This window comes from Halanaerobacter jeridensis, assembly GCF_016908315.1.
Taxonomy (GTDB): Bacteria; Bacillota; Halanaerobiia; order Halobacteroidales; family Halobacteroidaceae; genus Halanaerobacter; species Halanaerobacter jeridensis.
Window position 1 is genome coordinate 44,180 of sequence record NZ_JAFBDQ010000003.1, and the last position, 17,649, is coordinate 61,828.

Genomic DNA, 17,649 nt, shown 5'->3' on the forward strand with positions numbered 1-17,649 from the left:
AAACTGCCTTGGATTGAGATAAAATTGTTTCGCAGCGTCTTTAAATCTAGTTTGGTAACGAGTCTTAATAAAGTCTAGTGAATATAAATTTTGTGAGCTTAATTCCTATTTAATTAAGCTAAATTTATATTCACTAGACAAGTTTAGACGAATCAAACTAGATTTATAAGCAAAGAAATTATTTTATCTCAATCCCGAAAGTTACACTTTATATAAATAACTCTCTACTTCTTCTAAAGCTAAAATAGTAAATACTAATAGTTCGTCTTGAGGTGCTAACTTTTGTTCTGGGCTAGGAATAATGACCTCATCCCCTCGCCAAATTAAGACAATTACTAGATCAGCTGGCAAATTCAAACTATCAATACTTTTCCGCCGTTTAGACTTAAAAGTTAATTTATGTGCTTTAATTTGCCCTCCAAAAACTGTTTGCCCAGTTAATTGGCCCTGATGTAAGTAATCTAAGATGGTATCTATAGCTAATAAGGCGGGGCAAATACTATAATCTAATTCCAAGTAATCATCTAAATTACTATAAAAAATTTCATCTACTAAAGCAATTGTTTTTTTACTGCCTAATTTTTGGGCCAAGGCTGCTACTAATAGGTTCTGTTTTTGATCCTCAGTCCCTGCTACAAAAACATCAGTTTGAGCTACTCCTTCTTCTTGCAATAAATCTAAATCCAAGGTAGAACCTTCTAAGACCAATATATCCTCTAAATTTTCTGCTAGTTCTTGGCCCTTAGCTCTCTGCTCTTCAATGATAGTTACTACTGTTCCTTTAGAAAAAAAGCAGGCTAACTTTTGATTAATTTCCCCAGCTCCAGCTAAAATCAATTTATCCTTCTGCGTTGTAGTATTAATCAAATCAGAAATTTTATTTTTTATCCCCCGCCTAGAAATTACAAACAATAGATCACCTGGGTATAACTTTTCTGTACTCTGAGGCAATAAAGCTCTTCCTTTACGCAAGATAGTAATTAATAAAGCATCTTGGCCTAAATCTAACTGTCTTACTTCTTGGTAAGCTAAACGATTTTGATGAGAAATTTTAAATTTATTAATCTTAACCCTATTATCTAAGATCTGTTTTAACTCTAGCTCAGTACCTGAATTAACCAAACCTTTGATTCGTTTGACAGCCATAGCAAAAGGGTTTAACACCAAATCCAAACCCAAGTTCTGACCCTGCATTTTTTCATCATATAAATCTTCATCTGTAATTTGCACAATTACTTCTTTGACTCCTGATTTTTTGGCATAAATCCCCGTTAATAAATTATATTGATCATTATTAGTTACAGCAATCACCAAGGTAGCTTCGGCAAATTTACTTTCTTTTCTTGTTTCAACCTTTGTAGCTAAGCCTTGAATCACCAAACAATCAAGGCGTTCTTGAATCTGTTTACACAATTTGATATCTTCTTCAATAATAATAATTTCTTGCCCTAACTGGCTTAATCTATCTGCTAATTGAATACTAACTTCTGTACCACCTACTATAATTGCACAGCCATCAGATTGAACTAAATTACTAGTTACCTGTTTAATCTTATTAAAAACTTTTTTCATCTCTACCCGCTCCTATTCCTTACTAACTACTACAAAATTTATGCAAAATAATAATTTAAAATCACAAAAAATAAAAAAGAACAGAGAAAATTATTCTCTGTTCCAAAAAACTATTTCTTAAAGCTTAATATTTCTTACCTTTCTCCCTTAATTCAAACAAGTTCTAAAAACATTTCAACTAATCGAGGGTCAAATTGCTTACCAGAACAATTCTCCAATTCCTTTTCAGCTTCTTTTTTGCTTATCGCTTCTTGATATGATCTCCCACTAGTCATCACTTCATAGGCATCAATAATTGCTATAACACGTGCTAATAAAGGTATCTCTTCTCCTTGCAACCCTTTAGGATAACCAGAACCATCCCACCATTCATGATGATGTAATATTTCCTCAGCAATATGAGCAAACTCATCTGTAGCAGAAGCAATTCTATAACCTGCTTCACTATGATTTTTCATAATTGCCCATTCTTTATCTGTCAAAGGTCCTGCTTTCTTCAATATTTTTTCTACAATAGTTACTTTTCCAATATCATGTAGAGAAGCCAGTAAAGACAACTCTTTTAATTCCACATCAGAAAGCCCAATTTTGCTTCCTAAACTAGAACCTAGTTCTTCTAAGCGCTGCATATGTCTATCTGTTTCAAAACTTTTATTCTGCAACGTTTTTACTAAAGTATTTAAAGTATCATTCTGTACAATTTTATGCTGAATTAATTTATTTTTATACATTTCATCTTCAGCTTCTTTTAATATTTCATAAATATCTTCTTCTGCTTTTTCTTTAATAGAACTGCCAAGAGCTAAAGAAATTGATATAGGATCTGCTGGAGACTCAGCGCAAGCCTGTTTAATACGCTTTCTTATCTGATCTACCACTTTATTATTTACATTAAATAATACAATAACAAATTCATCTCCACCCCAGCGGCAGACTATATCTTCACTTCGACAAGATTTTTCTAATAAATCAGCTGCTCTCTGTAAGATTTTATCTCCCGCCTCATGCCCAAAACCATCATTAATTAGCTTTAAACCATTTAAATCAATCATAATCAAAGCAACTGCTACTTTCTCAGTCGCATTAATTTTCTTCAACTCTTGGTCTAAATAAGTTCTATTATACAAAGTAGTTAACTGGTCATGATAAGTTAAATGAGTTAAACTCTTTTCAGCCTCTTTGAGCTTAGTAATATCTTGAAAAGTACAAACTAAGCCTAATACTTGTTCCCAATTATCACGCAGAATAGAGGCAGAAAAAAGACAAGGGATTACTTCATTATCATTTGTTAATAACATTTTTTCTTCGCTTTTAAAAATATAGCTCTGTTTAGTATCTTTATAAGTATTAAGTTCAAATGCTTCTTTATCTTCTTGACTAGCAAAGATATTACTTAAATGATAATTAAGTAATTCTTCTTCTTGATAACCTAACAACTGTTTAGTACTTTTATTGATTCGCTTTATTTTTCCTTCTACATCACAAGTTAATAATCCCTCTTCCATTGTTTCTAAAATATCTTGATTTATCCGTTCTGTACTTAAAGCCATAAATCTATATTCCTTAATTATATAAAACATTACAGGTAAAGAAGTCAAATTTACTAATATGCCTAATGCCGGTATATTTATACCAAAGGCAGGTAGGATAATATCAGGAGTAGAACCAATTATTATTGCAAGTACAAAAGCTATAAAGATAATTTTAGCCTGCTTCTTTTCTCGTTCAAAATCAGTCTTCCACCACCAAGAAATAACTACTAACATCCCTAGCAGCGTAAAGCTAGAATAATAAACAGTAAAAGACCAAAACATTAGTTTATCATCTTGAAAAAACAGATAAGTCCAACCCCAATCTGTTAGCAATAGATGCTCTTTATCGATTGGACCCTTTAAAAACCAAAATAAATATGTGAAAATAAACCCTGGTAAATAAATCCCCAAATAAACCCACCATTTTTTCAATAATTCTTTCTTTTTAGCTACTAATAAAAAGAAATGTAAGAAAGGTCCATAATGTAAACACCAGCCAGGTACAGAAAGCTTTCTCCAAAAAACAGCCTCCTCTGCACTAGGAGCTGTTTGCATAAAAGCATAAGTGAAAGCCCAATAGGCAGCCGTAAGACAGACTAAAAAAAAGGTTTTACTGATACTTGATTTATGATTTAGCCACAGTAAATAACCACCTAGAAGTAAAGCCCCAAAACAAGTTATTAAATATAATATAGTTATTATGTTCATAAATTCTCCTCCTAGCCAATAGCAAATATACCAAAACAATTAATATTAGTGCTAATTAGTTTATGTATTATAAAATAATTCCTTTATTATATATTTATTGTTAAAGCTTATATATCCTTTATCAAAATAAAAAAAGTCTCGGATATCCGAGACTTTTGACTACTTCGCCTATTTCTAATTTAAACTGAATCGCGAATCAATAATTCTAAATCTAAAACTTTATGCCAATTAAAATTTTTATTTCCATTAATCAAATTAATTAAACTTTCTACTGCCTCTTCTCCTAACTCATAAGCTGGTTGCCGTACAGTAGTTAATCTTGGTTCAGTATAAGCCCCTAAATCTATACCATCAAAGCCCATTACAGCACATTCTTCTGGAACTGCTATACCTTCTTCTTTCAAAGCCCTAATAGCTCCAATAGCCATCGAATCACTAACTGCAAATACCGCACTAAAAGAATTACCTTGAGCTATTAATTCCTTCATCTTTTGATAACCACTCTCTCTAGTAAATTCTCCGCTAACTATTAAATTTTCATCAAATTCAAGATTATTTTCTTCTATAGCTTGTTTATAACCTTTAAATCGAAGTCTACTAGCCACAAATTCATCAGTCCCAGTTATACAAGCAATTTTTTCATGTCCCTGCTCAATTAAATATTCAACTGCCTCATAAGCACCACCTACATTATCACCATCAACCCAACATACATCATCTCTATTCTTTAACGGTCTACCTAAGAAAACAAAAGGCAAATCTTCTTCTTGAAAATATTCTATCCGAAAATCATTAACCTTCGGATTAACTATAATAACCCCATCTAATTGATTAAAATTAATCCCTTCTTCATATAATTCTCTTTTATCTTTTTCACTAACTGTTGGTAATGATAAGCTATAACTATATTCTGCTGCTTTATTGCCAACTCCATGTAAAAACTCTAAGAAGAAAGGATCCGTAATATCACGAGGGGGACCAGGAATCATTAACCCCAAAGTATGAGATAAATCCCGTGCCAATCCTCGAGCTACAGTATGAGGTTTATAGTCATACTTTTGTACTAAGTCCATTACTTTTTTTCTAGTATTCTCACTGACATAGGCATCTTTATTAATTACTCGAGAAACAGTTGCTTTAGACACACCTGCTTCTTTAGCAATATCCTTCATCGTTACCGACATAACATCCCCCCCTATATTAAATAATACATTAAAGAGTGATGAGAGAAGAGTAATGAGTAAAAAATCAAGTTCAAAATCTTTCATTCTAAGCATAATTTATTCTTTTAAGGTTTTAATCTTATGGTTCTTACTCTTTACTCTTTACTCTTTACTCTCTTTACTCTCTTTACTGATTACTAATTACTCATTACTTGTCACTTTATATAGAAAATTCAACACTTTCTCCCTCATTTAATTTCTTAGTTACACCATTAACATTCAAAGCAAGTGCTTCTTCTCCTTGATTAGTCTTCATCTTTACTTTGAATTTATTCGGAGCAATACTAATTATTAAGGATTTTCCTCTAAATTGCAAGTTAAATTTGATTTTATCCCATTTCTCTGGTAAAGCAGGATTAAACTTTAATTCTTCACCAGCAATTCCTAAACCAGCAAAACCTTGCACAATCATCTTCCAAGCTGCACCACAAGCAGCAGTATGAACTCCACCAATAAAAGTACCACCGTGAATTGCTTTATTAGTATTATAAAGGTCAACAGTACAAGATTCCATAAAGTAATCATAAGCTTCTTCTAAATATCCTACCTTACTAGCAATAATTGAATGAGCTGAAGGACTTAAAGAAGAACCATGTTCACAGCGCGGCTCATAATAATCATAGTTAGCTTTCATTACTTCTTCACTAAATCTATCCTGCATACTAAATAACTGTAATAGGTCTGCTTGTTTAGATACTTGAGTTCTAGTAGCTACACCTACTGGCCAACCTAAATATTCATGAGGGTCTTGTAATCTACTTTCTACTTCTTCTGGAGTTGCATCTTCTAACTCAAAAAAGCCATCAAATTGTTCAATTAATAGACTATCTTCATCTGGCTGTGGTAAATAGATCAATTCTGCCATCTCTTCCCAATTTTCACGATCAGAACTATCTAACTCAAGCTTAGATAACAGCTTTTCTAACTGTTCTGGGTTTTCTTTCTCTAATTTTTCATAAATCATTACAGCTTTATCAAGTACATATTGAGCTTGGTAATTAGTAAAGGCATTATTATCAACATTTTCATGATATTCATCAGGACCTAAGACACGAACGATTTCGTATCTATTCTTATCTTTTTTGAAATAAGCATGAGAAAACAGAAACTGAGCTATTTCAAAAACAACTTCTGCGCCATAATTCTCAATGAATTCCCAATCACCTGTTGCCTGATAATAATGCCACATTGCATATGCTATATCAGGTGAAATATGAATCTGCCAATCATTAAAGTGATTTCTAATCTTACGACCTGTTAGCACATTTTCAAAGAAGAAATCAGGACATAGTTCTTGGCCTGTTTTACCACTGATCCACGGATAATAAGCTCCATAATAGCCTAAATCTTCTGCTTTTTCTCGCGCTCCATCTAAGGTATGATATCTATATTTTAATATATTTTTAGCAATTTCAGGCTGGGTATAGAGGAACATCGGCATATTAAAGATTTCTTGGTCCCAAAATGCTGACCCCTGATAAGCCTGACAAGATAAACCTCGTGCTCCAATTGGTAATTTATCAGTATGGGCTGGAGTACAGATAATATTGTGGTATAGATTGAAGCGCAATAATACTTGTGCTTCTAAATCACCTGCAATCTCAATATCTGATACATCCCACATTTTGGCCCATTCTTGTTCATGCTTTTCCTTTAATTTACTATATCCTTCTTCTTCTGCTGTAGCAATATCATTGACTGCAGCTCCTAAAGGCTTATCTACATCATTACTACTATAAATCCCTACGAACTTCTCTAAAGTTACTTCTTGACCAGCCTCTAAGTCAAAAGTTAATTTTCTTAGTATCTTTTTATCTTGATGAATTATATTTTCTGTTTTTGCTCTACCTCCAATAATATTAATCCCTTCTACTACATCTAAATTGATCTCTTCTTCGACAGTAGTAGCTTCAATAGCAATCAAATCTTCTTCTTCCATCAATTGATAGTCTTTAAGATGTTGTCCATTCAAATCCCAAACTGCACCATCAATTCCAGTAACTAAAGTAACTTTTGTATCTTCTTTAGCTTTAAAACTATAATCCATCGTCAGTAGATGTAAATTATCATAGCTAGCAAATCTTTCCGTAGTTAATTCAACTTCACTCCCAGCATCACTTTTCCACGTTGATTCTCTTTTTACAACACCATTTTTTAAGTTTAACTCGCGTTGATAATCAATTGTCTCTCCTGCTCCTTCAAAAGCAGACAACTCTTGCTCATCAACTATTAATTTAGTATATAAGCCATTAGGAGCATTACATAATTCTCTCCATTTCCCATCAGCCATATCATAAGTATCAGTCACAATACATCCTACATAATCTTCTTTATCCCACTCTGCTAAAGTACCTCGATAACCTAAATATCCATTACCGGCTAAAAAGTTACTCCCCGTAATAATTGTCTGCTCGGGATCAAAAGTATTAGTTTTTATTTCCCAACCACTTTCTGTATATAAATCATTTTCTAATTCCATTATTATGCCCTCCTGATTAACTAGTAAATAATTTATAGTATTGAAATTAATTATTAAAACGCTTAAATACAATTCCTTGACTATTGCTTAAAGTTATTTCTTCATCAACTGCAGCAGCTTCAACTTCTGGAGTTGTAATTGCTACTTGCCATCCATCTTCTTTCAAACCAGGAATTTCTAACTGATTAGGAACTACTGTAACTGGTGTTCCTTCCATATTAGCTATAAATAATAGTTGTTCATCACTATCAGGAGCTTCACGTAAACCATAGAATAAAACTGTTCCTTGGCAGGGATGTTGATAATCAAAATATTCATTTCCATCTAAATTATCCATTAACCATGGACGCTGCAACCGGAATCTTCTCAATTTTAGATTAAATTCTGTTTGTTGACTATTTTGTTCATGCCAATGGTTACTAACATTACAGTATTCAAATACATCTTCCATCCAAGCAGTACTTATCTCTTTTAATTTTTCACTAGTAATTTCAAACTCTACATCAGAATCTGATAGAGTATTTAAAATCTTAGTTATTTCAGCCAAATCATGATCTGTCATTTGAACTGCTTCATCTACTTTTCTAACAAAAGATTTTAACTGATCTAATTCACTAAAGCCTAAATTCTTTAATCGCTCAAAATTGTCTACTTCATTATAATCTTCTTCTGTTACCTGCCAATCTAGGAAATACTTTTCTTCAGCGAAGACTTTAACAGCATATTGATCATCAGTGTTACGGATAAAGCTCCATGGTGCGCGCATTGAAGCATTAATAAAGTCCATTGGTAATCCTGGGAACATAGCATAAGTTAATAGTTTCTCAGCTGGATTATCATAAGCATTTTTTATAATTTCAGGTAATGTAGAACCTAACTTTTCATTAATTTTAGCATCAGGAGCAATTTGCGTTCCCCGACGCAGAGTATCATGATTAGAACAACCACTGATCCATTGATCACCAAAGTTGATTATTTCTTGAATCCGCCACCATTTTGAAACCCAAAATGTATATAAAAATGGTGTATTATGAGCAAAAGTTAAGGGACCCCATTGAAAAATATCAGGTTGTTCTTCAATTACTGAGCGATAAGTAGAGGCCAACTCCCAATCTTCTCGCGGCCAAGGTCGACCATCTTCAAAGATCATCCACGGATAATACTTCTGACCAGCTACTTCTTGTACAACATTACTCATATTTTTTAAATATTGATCATCATGATATAATTCTTGATCTTCTTCATCCCAGTAAACAAAGTCCTGGGCTCCATCAACACGAACACCATCAACACCAAAGTTCACTTTGCGACGCTGCATTTCTAATAAAATAGCTCTCACAGTTGGATGTTGATAGTCTAACCCTTGTCCATACATATCAGGACCAGAGAAGAAATTCTCATTTAATACATTTAAACCTTGATTGTCAGAATGACCAAAGACTACATCAATCACTACTTTAATTGGCCCATTTGGAAAATTATGCAGAGTAGAAATTAAATCTACTAATTCATACGGCCGACCACTACCTAAAATAGATGGATTAACAGCTGAAGAATCTGATACTACAACATCATAACCCCAATTAATCACATCTGGCTTAACTAGTTTTATCTCTACTTCTTCACCTTCTACATCTTCTTCCTGCTGCCAAAAGCCAGGGCCAACTTCATACTCAATTGTAGGTTCAATGGGCATTAATTGAACGCCCTCATAGCCAATATAATTTTCTTCTGCTGCTGTTAATTCTTCTTCATTCTTAATTTTCTTTCCAATCTCTTGATAGATATTAGCTAACCCACGTAAACTACCTTCTTCTGATGCAGTTCCTGGGTGAATCTGCAGTAAATTAGTTGGATCGCTAATCTTAGGAATTTCTTCCTCTCTATCAGCCAATTTATCAAAATAGGATTTATCATTTCTATTTTCTTGTAATTGCTGCATATCATAAAGCTCAGCTGGAGCAAAAACACCAAATGGTACTGAATAAGCTACTGGATCATAAACATGACCCCATTCACCATCTGCTTTCTGATATTTAATCCAATAAAAGGATCCCGCCTGCTCTCTAGTTCCTGCCTGCATTCCTGACAGGATCCCCCATAAGTATTCTCCTTCTTGCTCTAAAGAGATTAAGTCTTGTTCAAATTTTATCTGCTGTTCCTCAGCTTCAAAGTCTAAATCTTCAACTGGAGTTAGTACTTCTAAATAAACATCTTCTACCTCATCATCTGCTAATATTTCCGGTAGCCAAAATCCAATTTGAGTCTTGCCATTATTATAATGTGCTCCTAATTTAGTGGCTAATTTTTTCGCTGCTTCAAATTCAGACTCTGTTTCATTTTTGACTTTCCGGGTCCAATCTATTAATTCTTTTGTCTCTTGCTTTAATAATTTTATTTTGCTCATAATTACCCCCTTCTGTAACACATGGTTGCCTACTTATTAACAAAACCATCTCTGTTTTATTTTAGCTTCGCACTTATTGTTGCCCTCCGTGTTTTCAAAAAACGGAAAACACTCCGTATAGCACTAGTCTCTGTACTTAGAGCTAATTAAGTGTCTACGAGTTTTGACAAGCAAAACTCTCCGTGTAGCCCAAGACACTTAGCTTTGCTATTAATTACTTTGCGCAATCAATATGCAATACATTTTGCAAATTGCTGTGATTCCGCAATCTATATACTTTTATTTTTGCTAGGTTGCCTACTTGCGCTTAAAACTCGAAATACTATTCCTATACTAAGATATTGTTTCAATGGTATATTAATTTTAGTCCTCCGAGTTTTTTAAAAGCAAAAAACTCTCCGTGTAGCCCTGAACTCTCTACTTCTTGCTATATACTCTGCGCAATCTATATACGAGTTCTTTTTGCTAGGTTACCTACTTGCTGTTACCGGTTTCAAGAACTTTAAAAAAATTATGTTATATCTATAATATCTTTTCTAAATCTATATCTGCAGTACTATCAAATCTATAATCTCCATGTCCTACTCTTTCTTCTGGGCCAACTCCTACTGCTATCATCTCTGCTGCTATAGCAGCATCAATACCAGATTCTGCATCTTCTAATACAACACATTCTTCTGGCTTCAATCCAATTTCTTTAGCTGCATGCAAGAAAATATCTGGAGCTGGTTTAGCATCTTCTACACTATGTCCATCAGCAATAGCATCAAATTCATCACTAATATCTAAGCTGTTTAAAACACGTTTAGCATTCCGACTCGAAGAAGCAATTGCCATTTTTAGTCCCCGCTCCTTAATTTCATCTAATAATTCTCTAGCCCCAGGTAATAAGTCATCATCATCCATATCATCAAGAAAAGATTGATAGTATCCATTCTTCCGATCCATCATTTCTTGAAATTCTTCATCACTATAATCATCTATTTTATCACCTAATAATATTTCTAATGATCTGCTGCGGGAAACACCACGCAATTGTTCATTATCTTCACGAGTGAACTCAATACCTTCTTCTTCCGCTAATCTTTTCCATCCTTGAAAGTGATATTCTGATGTTTCAGTAATTACTCCATCTAAATCGATAATAAAGCCTTTAATATTTGACATTGCATTGCCCCCTTGAATTATGGATTATCAGTTTTAAAAGCTGTTATTTTCTTTAACTTTTCTTCTAACTTTTCTAAAGCAGTTGCTGTATCTTTTTCTCCAGTTAACACTGAATGCACTGCCTGATAAAAAGCCTGAGAAACTTGATTATAGTTCGGTGCTGTAACACTAGCTGGACGAGGAGTTGCAGTTATAAATACATTATATAGTTTCTCAAAGAATGGGACAGCTGCTAATACTTCTTGATCTTGATACAAAGACTTAATAGTTGGATTCAAAGCAGCTTCAATAGCCCTCATTTTCTGCACTTTAGGTGAAGTCATAAATAATGCTACATCAGCAGCAACTTGAGGATGTTCACTATACTTACTAACTGCTAAACTGCCACCACCTAAAACAGATGTCGAGTCTCCATCTCCTGCTGGTAAAGGCGCCACATCAAATTTACCTTCTACAGCACTATCTTCTGCACTAGCTAAGGCATAAACGTAAGGTAAATTACGCATGAATACAGCATTTCCCGACTGCCACATTTTACGAGTACTTTCTTCAGTCATGCTAGTAACTCCATGAGGAGAAATTCTACCAACCCAACTAGCAACTTCTTTAATCATCTCTCTTGCTTGTTGATTATTAACAGTAATCTCTTGCTCAGAATTAACAATTGTACCGCCATTATTAGATGCTATCCATTCTAAAGCATTAGAAGTTAATCCTTCATAAGCTTCTCCCTGCCAGAGATAACCCCAAAAATTCGAATTGCCTTTATCACGTTCTTCTTTTTGGATTTTTTTAACCATCTTTTCTAGTTGATCCCAAGTTCTAGGAGGCCCCTCATATCCATACTTTTCTAACAAGTCACTACGGTAATATAATAAAGAACTTTCAATAAACCACGGTATAGCTATTAATTTATCATTAACCCTATTACTTTCAACAACAGTTTGAAAATGTTTTTCTATAGCCTGATTAATTTCATTATTATTCAAATCAATAAAATACTGTGCTAAGTCACCAGGCCAAGTCATATCAATTTGATAGAGGTCTACTTCTGAACTTTTATTTTTGAGATACTGCAAATAAAGATCTAAACGGTCTTGAGCTAAATTAGGGGTATCTAATACTTTTATATCTACATTAGAATGATCATTTTCATACATTCTAGCAGCTTTTTTAATAGTTTCTAATTCTTTACCAACAGCTCCACCAGCAATAACAATTTCAACCTTATCATCACTTTTTTCTTGCGAACTTGACTGTTCTTCAGCATTACAAGCCACTAATAATAATGACACCACTACTATTAAAATTAAAAATAATTTTTTTCTTTTGAACATGTGTTCCCCCCTTATTAAGATTAATTAATCAAGTATTAAATTTCTTAATAATTTTTCTCAGTTCCTTAGACATATTAGATAATTTATGAGCTGAGCTAGCTATTTCATCAGACATGGTATTAACTTCATTAGAAGCAGCTAACACTTCATTACTATTCTCATTTAATTTTTCTGTTGCAAGAGCTGTTTCTTCAACTTTATCAGAAGTGTTTTCGATTGAGTTTTCAATCTCATTAAATATTTCGCCTGCTCTTTCGGCAATCTTTCGCCCTTCATCTGCTTCCTCTGCTACTTCTTTTACAGATTCTAAACTACTTTCAGATTTACTTTGAATTCTATTAACTAATGAATTGATATCATCAGTAGCATCTTCAGTTTCTTCAGCTAAGCTTCTAATCTCATCAGCTACTACTGCAAAACTTTCTCCAGCCTTTCCTGCTCTAGCTGCTTCAATTGAAGCATTTAAAGCTAATAAGTTAGTCTGCTCTGCTATATCATTAATCAAATCAACAATTTTACTGATTTCTTTGGAATCAGCAGTTAGATCTTCAATTTCATCTACTGTAGTATCAACTTTGTTATCAATATTTTGAATACTTTTGACTGTATTATTTATCTTTTGATTACCAAACTCAGTCTGAGAGTTAGCTTCTTGAGCTAAGCTATTGACTTGCTTACTATTAGCAGATATCTGTTCTATTGCTGTAAACATATCTTCAAGATGATTAGTTGTTTCTTCAATTGTAGCATTACCTTCTTCAGCAGTTGCCGATAGTTGTTCACTATTAGAAGATAAGTTATCTATTGAATCAGATAACTTATTTACTATTTCTTTTAATTCTCTTAACATTTTATTAAGAGCTTCTACTAAAAACCCAATTTCTCCTTTAGCTTCAATCTCTAATGGACTAATATTCAGATTGCCATTAGCAATTTCATTGGCAAAATTAGCTGCTTGAACAATTGGCGTAGTAATTTTACGGTATAAAATAACAAATGTAACTAAGATACTGATTAGTACAATTCCTATTAAAATATTAGTAATCCACAAATAAAGATTTGCTTTCTTTTGAGCTGTATTAATTTTTTTCTGCGCTCGGGTTTCAATTCGATTTTGAAATTCTCTAATTGGAGTTAAGACCTTTTCTTTTTGCTTGGTATAGTAACTATCAAAAATTGTTTTGCGAGCATCTAAAAAATTACCGTTTTTAGCCTTTTTTAAAGCAGCTTTTTCAGTAGCAGTTATCATCATCGAGCCTTCAATTGCTTTTTCAATCAAGGCTATATCTTTATCAGGAATATCCATCTGCTTTAGTTTTTGCAATACTTTTGCTTTAGTTTTAGTTTCATTAACTTCTTTGAAATAATTGTTATAATATTTATCTTCACCTTGAACAGCATATTTATTAACTTGCTCAGTCAAATAATCAAATGTAGTAAGCAACTCTTTACTTAACTGTTTTATTTTCTCCTGGCGATTAGTAACTTCTCGTTCCTTTCTAAAACTAACATTTAATTTAAATACAGTAAAACTAACTAAAATAAGTAGTACGAATATAGTGATTCCAACTATTTTTAAAAGTTTAGATATTTTCAATGTAACTCCCCCTTTTTTATACTTAGTAATTACTTTCTAATCTTTGTTTAAAGTTAACTATAACTATAATTTCAAATTTTATTAATTATAACTTTTTATATTATTTCCCTATCAAACAAAGGGGGCTTATTTTGATTATTTACTAAATTTTACTTATTCCTTAAACTTATACTCAAACTCTTATTTTTTATACTTATGCTTTTTATGCTTTTGCTTATACTTATCCTTTAACTCAATTTATATACTCTAGCCTCATAAGGTTTTAAATCTATCTCTTTAATTTCAGAATCAGCTCTAACTTCATAATTATTAATTAATAATTCCTGCTCTGAAAAATCTATATCTTGTGGTAATTCAAACTTAGTTTCATCGGCACTAAAGTTTAGCATTACTAATACTCTTTCTCCTTCTAAAACTCTTAAATAAGAATAAATACTTTGGCTATCTTCTAACAATAAACGATAATCACCATAGACTAACACATCTTCACTTTTTCTTAAATCGATTAAATCTTGATAATAATGAAAAATAGAGTTAGGGTTAGCAAGATTAGCTGCTACATTAATCTCTTCATAATTAGGATTAACATCAATCCATGGTTCACCATCACTAAAACCAGCTTGCTCGCTATTATCCCACTGCATTGGAGTTCGACTATTATCTCTACTCCACGTTCTAATAATTTCTTTAGCATCGGCGAAGTTATCAATATTACCTTTTTTCTTCTCTTCTTTAAACTTATTTAAAGTATCTACATCTTGTACTTGTTCTAAACTTTCAAAAGGGAAATTAGTCATGCCAATTTCTTCACCTTGGTATAAATAAGGAGTACCACGTAAAGTTAATAGCAAAGTAGCTAACATCTTAGCAGATTCAACTCTATACTCTTCATCATTAGCAAATCTAGACACAGCACGCGGTTGATCGTGATTATTGAGATACAAGCTATTCCAACCATTTTGCTCCTGCATTTCAACCTGCCATTTAGTAATAATCTCTTTTAAATCTGTTAACTTCCATTCGCCAGTTCCACTCCAGCGTCCTCCTTCAGGTGTATCAACTAACATATGTTCGAAGTGGAATAACATATTTAACTCATCTCGATCAGAACTGACATATTTAACTCCTTCATCTACATCCACAAAGGGCATCTCTCCTACAGTCAGAATATCATAGTTGCTCAATACTTCTTGATTCATCTCTTGTAAATAATCATGGACTTTAGGTCCATCAACATAATGATTAGCTCCTGTAGGTAGTTCTCCCTCATTATCTTTATCATCTGGCAGTTCAGGTTCTTTAGAAATAAAGTTGATAACATCCATTCTAAAGCCATCAATTCCTTTATCTAACCACCATTTCATCATCTCATAAATTTCAGTTCTAAGATCTGGATTCTCCCAATTTAAATCAGGCTGCTTTTGATGGAATAAATGTAGATAATATTCTCCTGTTTCTTCATCATACTGCCAAGCTGAGCCGCCAAAGTTAGACTCCCAATTATTCGGTGGAGTTCCTTCTTCTCCAGACCTCCAAATATAATAATCTCGATAGTCATTATCTTTAGCAGAACGAGATTCTACAAACCACTGATGTTCATCAGAAGTATGATTAACTACTAAGTCCATAATTAATTTCATATCTCTGTTATGTAATTCATCTAATAGTTCTTCCCAATCATCCAATGTACCAAACTCATCCATAATTGCTTTATAATCACTAATATCATAACCATTATCAGCATTAGGTGACTGATAAACTGGACCTAACCAAACAACATCTATTCCTAATTTATCTAAATAGTCTACTTTTTCAATAATCCCTTGTAAATCCCCAATTCCATCACCATCAGAATCATTAAAACTCCGTGGATAAATTTCATAGGCTACAGCTTCTTTCCACCACTGTTGTTCCATATAATCTCAACTCCTTGTCTTCCGTAATTAAAATATGTCTCCCACCTAAAGCAAATTGCTTCAAGTGGGAGACTAAATAGTTATTACTTGATCTTAACTAATTCTTTACTCTATAGTTTTAGTTGGTTCTCCAGATTCAAAACCAGTAATATCCTTTAACTTATATTCAAGAGATCTTAAAGCACTTCCTGCTTCTTTTTCACCGTTTAGTACAGAATAAACAGATTTAAAGAATGCAGTTGATACTTCGTTATAGTTAGGAGCTACTGGAGTAGATGGTCTAGGTGTACTGTTTCGGAATACACTTAATAAAGTCTTGAAGTACGGATTCTCGTTTATAATTTCTTCGTCATTATAAAGAGCTTTTCTACTACCAGTTAATCCTGCTTCCATAGCTCTTAACTTCTGAATCTTATAAGAAGTTAGAAACTTAACAACTTCTGCAGCTGCTTCTTTGTTGTCACTATATTTACTAACAGCTAATTGCCATCCACCTAAAGTAGCAGCACCGTGTCCACTATCTCCTTTAGGTAACGGAGCAATATCAAATTTACCTTTAACAGCAGAATCATCACTTTTAGCTAATGGATAAGCATACGGCCAATTACGCATGAATAATGCGTGACCACCTTGCCACATCTTACGAGCATCTTCCTCTTTCATACCAGTTACACCCGGAGGAGAGATCTCACCAATCCAATCTGCTGCCATAGTAATAGCTTCAGCAGCTTTTTCGTTATTGATAGTAACTTTCTTATCAGGGCTAACGATTACACCGCCACCATTAGAGTAAACCCATTCTAGAGCGTCACAAGTTAGACCTTCATAAGCTTCACCTTGCCATACAAATCCCCAGAAGTCCTGCTTACCTTCAGCACGTTCTCCTTTTTGAACTTTCTTTGCCATCTTCTCCATCTCTTCCCAAGTTTTTGGAGGATTGTCGAATCCATATTTTTCTAATAAATCTGTTCTATAATACATTACAGCAGCATCGACAAACCATGGAATAGCAATTAATTCTCCATCAACAGTATTGTTCTTGATACTACCTTTAAAGAACTTATCGATTTCACTTTGGGACATATAATCTTTAAAGTCTATGAAGTGTTCACCCATATCTCCAGACCAAATAACATCAGTCTGATAAACATCTAACTTATTACTCTGTGCTTCTAAGTATTGTAGGTATAAAGAATATCTCTCAGAAGAACTTTCCGGCATAGAAACTAACTCAATATCAATATTAGGATTTTCTTCTTCATACATTTTTGCAGCTTTCTTAGTTACTTCAAATTCTTTACCAACATTTCCTACACCTACTTTAACAACTTTCTTATCGCTACTACTTTCTTCTTGAGACTGTTCTTGTTCCTGAGCTTGATCTTGAGCTTGTTGATCACTACTTTGATTGCCACCACCACCACAACCTGTTACTAATAATGAAAACATTAATACTATACCTAAAACTAAAACAAAACCTTTCTTCTTAGATAAAACCATTTCACTACCTGCTTATAAAAATCTATGCAAAGCTATACATAGACCACAATCATACAGGATTAGATCGTATTAGGTATAATCGCTTGATTATAATCTTCCCTCCTGCCCTTAATATCTACAATATCAAGGTGCTAGAAAGATACAGGTGTTACCTGTCCCTAAATTTACATTCTAGGCAAAGTCCTTTCTCTACGTGGTGCTTTGCCCTATA

At 33.2% G+C, this 17,649-nt stretch carries 10 protein-coding genes; all 10 read right to left on the reverse strand.

What is annotated here, in order from left to right; all coding sequences use genetic code 11:
• Window positions 1-201 precede the first annotated feature (201 nt).
• Window positions 202-1,572, reverse strand: coding sequence for an NAD-binding protein (locus tag JOC47_RS03240; RefSeq protein ID WP_204700548.1), 1,371 nt, complete (start codon window positions 1,570-1,572; stop codon window positions 202-204).
• 152 nt (window positions 1,573-1,724) lie between these two features.
• Window positions 1,725-3,812, reverse strand: coding sequence for a diguanylate cyclase (locus JOC47_RS03245; protein WP_204700549.1), 2,088 nt, complete (start codon window positions 3,810-3,812; stop codon window positions 1,725-1,727).
• Between the two features lie 179 nt (window positions 3,813-3,991).
• Window positions 3,992-4,996, reverse strand: a complete 1,005-nt coding sequence (locus JOC47_RS03250; protein ID WP_204700550.1) for a LacI family DNA-binding transcriptional regulator — start codon at window positions 4,994-4,996, stop codon at window positions 3,992-3,994.
• Window positions 4,997-5,195: 199 nt separating this feature from the next.
• A complete protein-coding gene (locus JOC47_RS03255) occupies window positions 5,196-7,514 on the reverse strand; it encodes a glycoside hydrolase family 65 protein (protein ID WP_204700551.1) in 2,319 nt (772 codons plus the stop codon).
• Between the two features lie 46 nt (window positions 7,515-7,560).
• Window positions 7,561-9,921, reverse strand: a complete 2,361-nt coding sequence (gene gghA / locus JOC47_RS03260; RefSeq protein WP_204700552.1) for a glucosylglycerol hydrolase — start codon at window positions 9,919-9,921, stop codon at window positions 7,561-7,563.
• 522 nt (window positions 9,922-10,443) lie between these two features.
• Window positions 10,444-11,088: a beta-phosphoglucomutase gene (gene pgmB / locus JOC47_RS03265; protein ID WP_204700553.1), complete on the reverse strand. Its 645-nt coding sequence runs from the start codon at window positions 11,086-11,088 to the stop codon at window positions 10,444-10,446.
• A 17-nt stretch (window positions 11,089-11,105) separates the two neighbouring features.
• A complete protein-coding gene (locus tag JOC47_RS03270; protein ID WP_204700554.1) occupies window positions 11,106-12,425 on the reverse strand; it encodes an ABC transporter substrate-binding protein in 1,320 nt (439 codons plus the stop codon).
• A 28-nt stretch (window positions 12,426-12,453) separates the two neighbouring features.
• Complete coding sequence (locus JOC47_RS03275) at window positions 12,454-14,022, reverse strand: methyl-accepting chemotaxis protein (RefSeq protein ID WP_204700555.1); 1,569 nt, start codon at window positions 14,020-14,022, stop codon at window positions 12,454-12,456.
• Window positions 14,023-14,249: 227 nt separating this feature from the next.
• Window positions 14,250-15,938 (reverse strand): glycoside hydrolase family 13 protein, encoded by a 1,689-nt coding sequence (locus JOC47_RS03280; protein WP_204700556.1) that lies wholly within the window; start codon window positions 15,936-15,938, stop codon window positions 14,250-14,252.
• A 105-nt stretch (window positions 15,939-16,043) separates the two neighbouring features.
• Window positions 16,044-17,438: an ABC transporter substrate-binding protein gene (locus JOC47_RS03285; protein WP_239550893.1), complete on the reverse strand. Its 1,395-nt coding sequence runs from the start codon at window positions 17,436-17,438 to the stop codon at window positions 16,044-16,046.
• Between the last annotated feature and the right edge of the window lie 211 nt (window positions 17,439-17,649).